The 8,712-nt window shown below is 69.0% G+C and carries 6 protein-coding genes and 1 pseudogene; 3 read left to right on the top strand and 4 right to left on the bottom strand.

Annotation, left to right across the window (positions count from 1 at the left end):
- From ACLML9_RS14445 to ACLML9_RS14430, 4 genes are all read right to left on the bottom strand, one after another.
- On the bottom strand, positions 1-2,795 hold a 2,795-nt coding region (locus ACLML9_RS14445; RefSeq protein WP_411946004.1), incomplete at its 3' end, for an amino acid adenylation domain-containing protein.
- A 152-nt stretch (positions 2,796-2,947) separates the two neighbouring features.
- The gene (locus ACLML9_RS14440; protein WP_411946003.1) at positions 2,948-3,793 is read right to left on the bottom strand and encodes an ABC transporter ATP-binding protein; all 846 of its coding nucleotides are present in this window, start codon (positions 3,791-3,793) and stop codon (positions 2,948-2,950) included.
- Positions 3,794-3,800: 7 nt separating this feature from the next.
- Entirely contained in the window at positions 3,801-4,880 is a 1,080-nt protein-coding gene (locus ACLML9_RS14435; protein WP_411946002.1) for a FecCD family ABC transporter permease, read from the bottom strand.
- Entirely contained in the window at positions 4,877-5,908 is a 1,032-nt protein-coding gene (locus tag ACLML9_RS14430; protein WP_411946001.1) for an iron chelate uptake ABC transporter family permease subunit, read from the bottom strand. Before ACLML9_RS14430 ends, ACLML9_RS14435 begins: the two co-directional genes overlap by 4 nt.
- 571 nt (positions 5,909-6,479) lie before the next feature.
- On the opposite strand from ACLML9_RS14430, the gene ACLML9_RS14425 reads away from it, so the two are divergent.
- From ACLML9_RS14425 to ACLML9_RS14415, 3 genes and pseudogenes are all read left to right on the top strand, one after another.
- The gene (locus ACLML9_RS14425; protein ID WP_411946000.1) at positions 6,480-7,124 is read left to right on the top strand and encodes an MspA family porin; all 645 of its coding nucleotides are present in this window, start codon (positions 6,480-6,482) and stop codon (positions 7,122-7,124) included.
- 66 nt (positions 7,125-7,190) lie between these two features.
- Positions 7,191-7,853, top strand: a complete 663-nt coding sequence (locus ACLML9_RS14420) for an MspA family porin (RefSeq protein WP_411945999.1) — start codon at positions 7,191-7,193, stop codon at positions 7,851-7,853.
- A gap of 307 nt (positions 7,854-8,160) precedes the next feature.
- Positions 8,161-8,702: pseudogene (locus ACLML9_RS14415) on the top strand (YaeQ family protein).
- Positions 8,703-8,712 lie beyond the last annotated feature (10 nt).

Genomic DNA, 8,712 nt, shown 5'->3' with positions numbered 1-8,712 from the left:
ATCTGCAGACCACCATCGCCCGGCTCGGTGAACTCCGCGCCGAATACGGGCGGGCCGAGGTGCCGTTCGAGATCCAGGCGGTCTGCATCGACATCGGCGGCCGCCGTCGCGACCTCCGGGAGCCCGCTCAGCGCGGCCTCCACCTCGCCGATCTCGATCCGGTGCCCGCGAATCTTCACCTGGGCGTCGACACGGCCGGAATAGAAATAACCGCTACCGGCCTCCCAGCGCGCCAGATCGCCGCTGCGGTACATCCGGGACCCCGGCGGGCCGAAAGGATCGGCTACGAAGCGTTGAGCGGTGATTCCGGGCGCGCCCAGATAGCCCTGCGCGATACCCGCGCCCGCAAGATACAGTTCGCCGGGCTGTCCGTCGGCCACCGCCTGGAGTCCATTGTCCAGGAGATAGGCCCGCACCCCGGGCAACGGGACACCGATATGCGGGTCCGCGCCGCGCACGGGTGCGCCGATGGCGTCGACGGTGGCCTCGGTCGGGCCGTACAGATTGACCGCGGTGATCCCGGCGCGCTGCACCTGCTGCCACAGATCGGGCGGGCAGGCTTCCCCGCCCAGGACGAGCAGCCGCGGCGCGAGCTCGGCCAGCCCGTGCCCGAAGAGCGCGGCGGCCAGCGTCGGGGTCCCGTCCACCACCTCGATTCCGTCGGTTCGTATCGCCGCCACCAGCGCCGCGGGATCGCGCCGGATCTCACTGTCGTACAGATGGATCCGATGACCGTCGAGCAGCCACAGCAGTGGGTCGAGCGCGGCGTCGAAGGCGAAGGATGTCGTATGCGCGATCGCGAGCCGCCGGCCGCCTGCCCGTGCGACGGTCTCGGCGTAGATCCCGGACCGGTGCCCGGCCACCAGCTGCGCCAGCGCGGTGTGGTCGATCACCACCCCTTTCGGCATACCGGTGGAGCCGGAGGTGTAGAGCACATAGGCGGGGTGATCACCCCGGACGGTCCCGGTCTCGGCCGCGGTCGGCGGGGTGCCCGGATAACCGCGCAACGCCTCGCGCACCGGGTCGCTGTCGAGTACCACTGCCGGCCCGTCGAGGGCACCGGCCAGGGCGCTGTCGGTGAGCACCAGGACCGGGGCGGCGTCGTCGATCATGGTCTGGAGCCTGGACACCGGATGTTCGGGGTCCAGCGGCAGATAGGTGCCGCCCGCCCGCCATACGGCCAGCAGCGCGACCACCAGATCCGCGGTCCGCGGTAGCGCGACACCGACGATGCCGCCCGGCGTCACACCCAGGTCCCGCAGATACCGGGCCAGCCGGTACACCTGCTCACCGAGTTCACCGGCGGTGAAGCGCTGTGCACCGCTGACCAGGACCGTGTCGCCGGCATACTCGTCGACCATCCGGTCCAGCGCGGCGGGCACCGGTTCGGCGGTGCCGGCGGCGGGCGGTCCGCAGCGCGCGGCCAGCAGGCGGTCGCGGTCCGCGCGGTCGATCAGTTCCAGGGTCCCGACGGCCACCTTGTCGAGTTCGGTGAACGCCTCGATCACCCGCACCAGACCCGCCACCCGGCGGTAGGCGGTCTCCGGATCGTTGGTCCGGGCATCGCATTCGAAGCCGAGCAGCACCGATTTGTCGGGGAGCGGGGTCACCACCAGTCCGAGATCCTCCGGCGGACCGCCGGCCACGTTCCGCAGCACACCCTTGGCGCCGTCGAAGTCGAGGGCGAAATCGAAAACCTTGAGGTTCATGCCGATTCCGTGCAGCAGTTCACCCGCCCCGAAACCGCTGAGGTCGCGGGCCAGGTCGGCACCGCTGTAGCGCTGATGCCTGCGCATTTCCCGCAGCGTCTCGGCGACCCGCACGCCGAGCTCGCCGACGGTGTCGTGGGCGTGCACGGTCAACCGCAGCGGCAGCACATTGACCGCCATCGCCGGGGTGCTCAGCGCGACCCGGCCGACCCGGCCCATCATCAACATCGAGAGCACGACATCGGAATTGCCCAGCAGCCGCTGCACATAGGCGGCGTAGCAGGCGATCAGACCGTCGGCCCAGGTGATCCGGTAGCGCTCGGTGCACGTGCGCAGCCGTTCCAGCGTTTCCACCGGCAGGATCGCCTCGGCGCGCAGGGTGCGTTCCACCGCGCCTCCGAGGGCGGTCCCGCGGCCGTCGAGCGAGGGCGCGGGGGTGAGCTGTTCACGCCAGTAACGCTGGTCGGCGGTGAATTGCGCGCTGGCGCGGTAGTTCTGCTCGTCGGCGACCAGCTCGGCGATGGTGCCGAAGGTCGCCCGGGGCGGTTCCGTTTCCCGGCGCAGCGCGGTGTAGTGCGCGGCGACCCGGCGCGACAGCAGGGCCGCACTGTAGCCGTCGACGATCAGGTGGTGGTACAGCTGCACACACCAGACCTCGGAGTCGGTGAGCCGGATGAGCGTGTAGTTGTACAACCGCCGGTCCACCATGCCGCGGCACCGCTGCGCCGCCTGATGACGTTCCAGTGCCACCGCCTCGTGGGCGAGCGAATACGGTTCGGCCGCACCGCGCAGGTCGATCACCGGTTGCAGTACGGCGGGTTCGTCGCAGACGTACTGCCGTGGACCGGCCGCGGTATCGCGGAACCGCAGCCGCATGTTCTCCGCTTCGGCCACCGTGCGGCGGATCGCCTCGGACAGGGCCTCGACGTCGATCGGGGTATCGCCGGAGATCTCGAGGACCTCACCGACCAGATAGCGCCCGGAGTCCGGGTCGAACAGCTGCGCGTTCCATATTCCCAGCTGAGGGCCGGTGAGCGGTAACCCGGGATCGCTGGCCTTCGAGGCATCCTGCTCTGCCGCCGGCACGGCAACTCCCTTCGCTGTGAACCACATTCGGTACGGTGCCGATACCGGTCCCTCTATCGACCGGCACGACACACAACCACAGTTGAGGTTAGCCTAACCTTTATTAAAGTAAAACATCTATCCGGCAAGAGGTCCTGTCCGGTTTGTCGCGTTCAGCCCGCGCGCACCGCGTTCTGGGCCAGCGGAACCACCAGCGGGGCGCCGGTTTCGGGATCGTCGATCACCCGGCAGCCCAGGTCGAACACCTGCTGCACCAGTTCGGCGGTGACGATCTCGCGCGGCGCTCCGGCCGCGATCACCGCCCCGTCCCGCATGGCGATCAGATGATCGGCGTACCGGAAGGCGTGATTCAGATCGTGCAGGACCGCGACCACCGTCCGCCCGGTCTCCCGGTTCAACTCGCGGCACAGGTCCAGCAGCTGGATCTGGTGGGCGATATCGAGGAAGGTCGTCGGTTCGTCGAGCAGCACGATCGGCGTCTCCTGCGCGAGCACCATCGCGATCCACACCCGCTGCCGCTGACCACCGGACAGTTCGTCCACCAGCCGCCCGGACAGTTCGGCCACCCCGGTGGCGGCCATGGCCGCGGCGACGGCCTCCTCGTCGCGCCGCGACCACTGCCGGATCAGCGACTGATGCGGATACCGGCCGCGCGCCACGAGATCGGCGACCCGGATCCCCTCCGGCGCGGTCGAGGTCTGCGGCAGCAGCCCGATCCGCCGGGCGACCTCTTTGGCCGGATAGCTGCCGATCTGTTTCCCGTCGAGCAGCACCGCACCGGATTCGGGCGCCAGCAGCCGCGACAGTGCCCGCAGCAGGGTGGATTTCCCGCAGGCGTTCGGGCCGATGATGACGGTGAAGGTGCCGTCGGGGATATCGACGGTCAGTTCGTCGCTGATGACCCGGCCGCGGTAGCCCAGGCGCAACCGGTCGGCGCGCAACCTGGCCGGCGCGGCGCTCCCGTCGGCGGCACTGTGCCCGGGTTTTTCGTCCACCATGATTTCCTCAGTTCCGTCGAGCCTCGGCCACCAGCAGATAGGCCAGATATGCGCCACCGATCGACGCGGTCACCACCCCGACCGGCAGGGTGGTCGGCGCGAATGCGCGGCGCGAGATCCAGTCGCAGACCACCAGCAGCAGCGCACCCATCGCCGCGGCCGGCAGGATCGCGGTCGTCGGGGTACGCGCCAGGCGCCGGCCCAGTTGCGGCGCCGCCAGCGCGACGAACGCGATCGGGCCGGCCACCGCGGTGCCGACCGCCGTGAACGCGACACTGAGCACGGTCAGCACCAGGCGCGCCCGCCCCACCCGGATCCCGAGCGCCCGCGCCGCGTCGTCCCCCAGCTCCAGCACCTGCAACCGGTAGGCGGCGGGAACCACCGCGACGGCCAGCATCGCCAGCACCACGAGGGCCGGCACGATTTCGTCCCAGGTGAGCCCGTCCAGCGTCCCGACGCCCCACGCGGCGGCCGACATCGCCTCGTCGAGGTCGGCGCGCAGGATGAGCCAGGTGTTGACCGCGGCCAGCATCGCGCCGACCCCGATACCGACGATGATCAGCCGGAAACCCTTGACGTTCTGCCGGAAGGCCAGCACGAAGATCGCGAGCGCGGTGAGCAGTCCGCCGCCCAGCGCACCGGCCGCGGTGGCGTAGTAGCCGCCACCGGACAGCAGCACCAGCAGCGCACCGGTGTAGGCGCCGGAGTTGAAACCGACGATATCCGGGCTGCCCAGCGGGTTCCGGGTGACCGACTGCAGGATCGCGCCGCTGATCCCGAGTGCCGCGCCGAGCACCAGCGCCATGAGTACCCGGGGCATCCGCCATTCCCGTACGACCAGTTCGTCGCCGCCCACCCCGTTGCCGAGCAGCGCCCGCACCACCCGGTCCGGCGGGATCGCGAAATCGCCGGTGCCCAGCGCCAGCAGCGCCACCACGCAGGCGGCGGCCAGCAGCGCGACCGTCACCACGAGGCCGCGCATCCCGAAGCGGGTGGTGACACCGCGCAGCCGCAGCACCCGGACCGACCGGCCGAAATCGATGGTCGAGGCGGCGCCGAGGCGCGGCGGCTTGCGCACGGTGGTCACGACTGCCTCATCTCCGAGCGGCGGGCCAGCCAGATCAGCACCGGCGCGCCCAGGAACGCGGTCACCACACCGGCGGACAGTTCGTCGGGCGGGATGGCGATCCGGCCCACCACATCCGCGAAGAGCACCAGCGCGGGCGCCAGGACCAAGGAATAGGCGACGATCCAGCGGTGGTCGGGGCCGACGATCCAGCGCGCGATATGCGGCACCGCCAGGCCCACGAACGTGATCGGGCCGACCGCCGCGGTGGCGGTGCCGCAGAGCAGGATCAGCGCGAGCGCGGTACAGGCCCGGGTGCGGGTCACGTGTACGCCCAGCGCGCGGGCCAGATCGTCGCCCAGCGCCACCGCATTGAGCGAGCGGGCGGCGACGAAGGCCAGGATCAGCCCGGCCACGACGAAGGGCGTGGCGCCGGCGAGAACGTCGTAGCCGCGACCGGTCAGCGCACCGGCATCCCACTGCCGCATCGTGTCGAAGGCGGTCGAGTTCAGCAGGATCAGCCCCTTGGTGACACCGGTGAGCACGGCGGTCACCGCGACACCTGCCAGGGTGAGCCGGATCGGATCGGTCCCACCGCGCCCGACGGTCCCCAGCCGATACACCGCCACCGACACTACCGCGGCGCCCGCGAAGCCGAACCAGACATAGGAGGAGATCTCGTCGGCGCCCAGGTAGGCGACGGCGACCGCGATGGCGAACGCGGCGCCCGCGTTGATGCCGAGCAGGCCCGGATCGGCGAGGGGGTTGCGGGTCAGACCCTGCATCAGGCAGCCCGCGACCCCCAGTGCGCTACCGGCGAGCAATCCGAGCAGCGTACGGGGCAGGCGGTATTCGCTGATGACCAGGCCGCCGGGTGAGCCATCGGGCTTCCACAGTGCACTAATGATTTCCGTGATCGGAATATGCGCTACCCCGACCCGGAGACTCAGTAAGCAGGCGATTACCAGAAATATCGCTGCCAGCAACCATCCAGACCACCTGCGGACACCCACATATGTGTGGTATTCATAGGACGAACCGGCAGTCATGAGGCGGTGTCACAACTTCTGTGCATCGAATCGTCCTTCCGGCCCGTGTGATGTAGGCCACTGTCATCGCTCACGAAAAACGTTGACGAGGCTTTATAGTGAGCGAAGGCTAACCTAACTACAGACGAGCTGGCAACAGACTGCGCCGACACCGCACCCACGGTGTCCGCGAACGGTGCCCACCCCGAACCGGGTGAGCATCCGTCCGGCGCAACGACGCACGAGCGAGAGGTGTGAGGGATGTGGACTCCGACGCTGCTGACGCCCGTGCGCCTGCTCTCCCCCTCGCCGCAGAGTTTCCGGCCGAATCCGGCCGGGTTGCAAGAAGATAGACAGGATGAGGGATAGATGATGCAGCCATTCGTCACCTGATCGCCCAGGAAGACGATCCGACACCACCGGTGGGTTTTCGTAACCCCCGGATTTCACCTGCGATTGCGCAGTAATACCCCCGAACCGCGGCCTACGCGCGTGCGTCGTACAGGCCCGGGGATCACTGCTGCCCTTTTCGCCGGACGGCACCGTCCGGCCGAAATAGGGCGACAATTCGCAAAACCATGAGGGAACCACGATGAATATCAAGTCGATTGCTGCCACCGCGGCGATGACGGCGGCGGTACTGGGCGTCGCCGGAGGCATGGCGAATGCCGACACCTTTGTGCCGCTCCCCGGCGGCGAAAAGCTCGGACCCGGCGTGAAATTGAGCCGCGTCGACGAGAGCGCGCTCATCTCGCCGTCGCTGTCGGCCAACGGCGCCGGCCGGGTCGCCTGGCTGAGCGGACGCGTCTTCGCCGACGTCAGCCAGACCCCGGAAGGCACCCCGGGCCCCTGGAAAGGCCCCACCAACGCCCCCGGCACCAACAACTCCTCCACCCACGGCACCTCCCGCGTCAGCGCCGGCTACATCGTCGGCTGCCAGGTCAGCATCGCCGACAACGCCATCTCCGCCGGCGTATCGGCCAGCGTGAGCACCTCCAGCCTGGGCGCCAGCGGTTCGCTCGGCATCAAACTCGGCCCCGGCGAAGTCAAATTCGTCAACGTCGAAGGCGTCGATATCCCGAAGCCCGGCGTGTACTGGGTCGACTACAAAGACGTCGAAATCAATATCGAAGGCTGCGCCGGATACGCACAGGCCCGTTCCTACGCCGTCGTCGAAATCATCGGCGAACACTATTCGAAGACCACCCTGTACGGAGCTCCGTTCAGCATCGGCTGACGCACGTCGTATCTGGTCGATCCAATCCGTCGCTGAACGGAATTCTTTTCCGAGAGGGAAACTGTCATGTCTGTCATCAAGAAAAGTGTCGTCCGGGCCGCGAGCCTGGCGGCCGCGTCCGCGGCCGCGGTGGGCCTGTTCTCCACCGGCGCGGCCAACGCCGACACCTTCGTACCGCTGCCGGGTGCCGAACTGAACCACACCCTGCCCAACGGCCTCAACATCACCGCCCGCATCGCGAACGAGTCGGCGCTGATCAACCCGTCGATGGGTTCGACCCCGCTGCACCGCAACGCCTGGGTCTCCGGCAGCGCACAGGTCGAGGTCCACGGCCCGCACAAGGGCACCAAGATCACCCCGGGCTACGTCGTGGGCTGCCAGGTCGATATCAGCGGTGGCGCCGGCAACGGTGGCGCCGGGGTGACCTCCTCCGGTGACAAGGTGACCGGCAGCCTCAGCTCCGGCGCCAACCTCACCCTGGGCCCAGGTCAGGCCACCTCGTTCCTGCTGCTCGATATCGAGAAGCCCGACGTCTACGGCGACGAAGGCCACACCTTCGCCAACAAATTCACCGGCCCCAACGGCTCGGTGACCTGGACCGATTCCACCATCGGCCTCAACGGCTGCGCCGGCTACGCCCAAGCCCGCGCCTTCGTCCGCGTCGAGACCACCACTGACCAGGGCATCTCCGAATTCCGCGTCTGGGGTCAGCCCTTCAGCCTCGGCTGATCCGGCTCCCCCGGATTTCACTCGACGGCAGTAGCCCCGGCCCGGCGGCCGGGGCTACTGCCGGATGCGCGCCCGGCCGGCGGGGTGGCGTATCTCCAGCCTTCCGTCCGGCTTGCCCGGGGCACCTTCGGGAACTCCGGCAGCACAGGTTCGCCGACGCCCCGGACCGCTGCGCCGCCGGCGCACGAGCCGTGCGGATTCCGGCTCCGCACCGCGCCTGCGCGCACCGCGTGTCGCCACGTCCGCTCCTGCCGGGCACGGATCGGGACGAGGCCGCGCCGACCGCGTTCGTTAGGCTGACCGTCCTATGGCTACCGGCGCGACTCTGCACACCGTCACCCTGCACCTGTCCGATATCGATCGGGGCGTCTACCAGGAGCTGGAGTTGCGGATGGCCCGGCACCCCTCCGAGACCACGGAATTCCTGATCACCCGGCTGCTGGCCTACTGCCTCGAATACACCGACGGCATCGCCTTCAGCGACGGCGGCGTCTCGTCCACCGCCGAACCGGCGGTTCTGGTCCGCGATCTCACCGGCCGGATCACCGCGTGGATAGAGGTCGGCGCCCCCGATTCCGACCGCGTGCATCGCGGTAGCAACTCGCCGAGCGGGTCGCGGTGTACACCCATCGCGACCCCGTCAAGGTGCTGGCGCAGCTGTCCGGCAAACGGATCCATCAGGCCGCGAACATCCCCCTCGTCTCCTTCGACCGGCCCTTCGTCGAGGCCGCGGCGGCGGTTCTCGAACGCCGTAATACGGCCACCGTGTCGGTGACCGAACGCCAGCTCTATCTCGAACTCAACGGCACTTCGCTCAGTACCCCGATCGCCGAACAGCGACTCGCGTGAGCCCCGCGGC

The sequence above is a fragment of the Nocardia sp. NPDC002869 genome (assembly GCF_046764065.1).
GTDB classification, from domain to species: domain Bacteria; phylum Actinomycetota; class Actinomycetes; order Mycobacteriales; family Mycobacteriaceae; genus Nocardia; species Nocardia rhamnosiphila.
Note: the sequence above shows the minus strand (reverse complement) of the source record. Positions and strands in the feature narration are given on the sequence as shown.

Excerpts from the sequence above, each read along its gene's own strand:
- ACLML9_RS14430 (WP_411946001.1), bottom strand. The coding sequence starts at position 5,908 with ATGACTGCCGGTTCGTCCTATGAATACCACACATATGTGGGTGTCCGC.
- ACLML9_RS14420 (WP_411945999.1), top strand. The coding sequence starts at position 7,191 with ATGTCTGTCATCAAGAAAAGTGTCGTCCGGGCCGCGAGCCTGGCGGCC.
- ACLML9_RS14440 (WP_411946003.1), bottom strand. The coding sequence starts at position 3,793 with ATGGTGGACGAAAAACCCGGGCACAGTGCCGCCGACGGGAGCGCCGCG.
- ACLML9_RS14425 (WP_411946000.1), top strand. The coding sequence starts at position 6,480 with ATGAATATCAAGTCGATTGCTGCCACCGCGGCGATGACGGCGGCGGTA.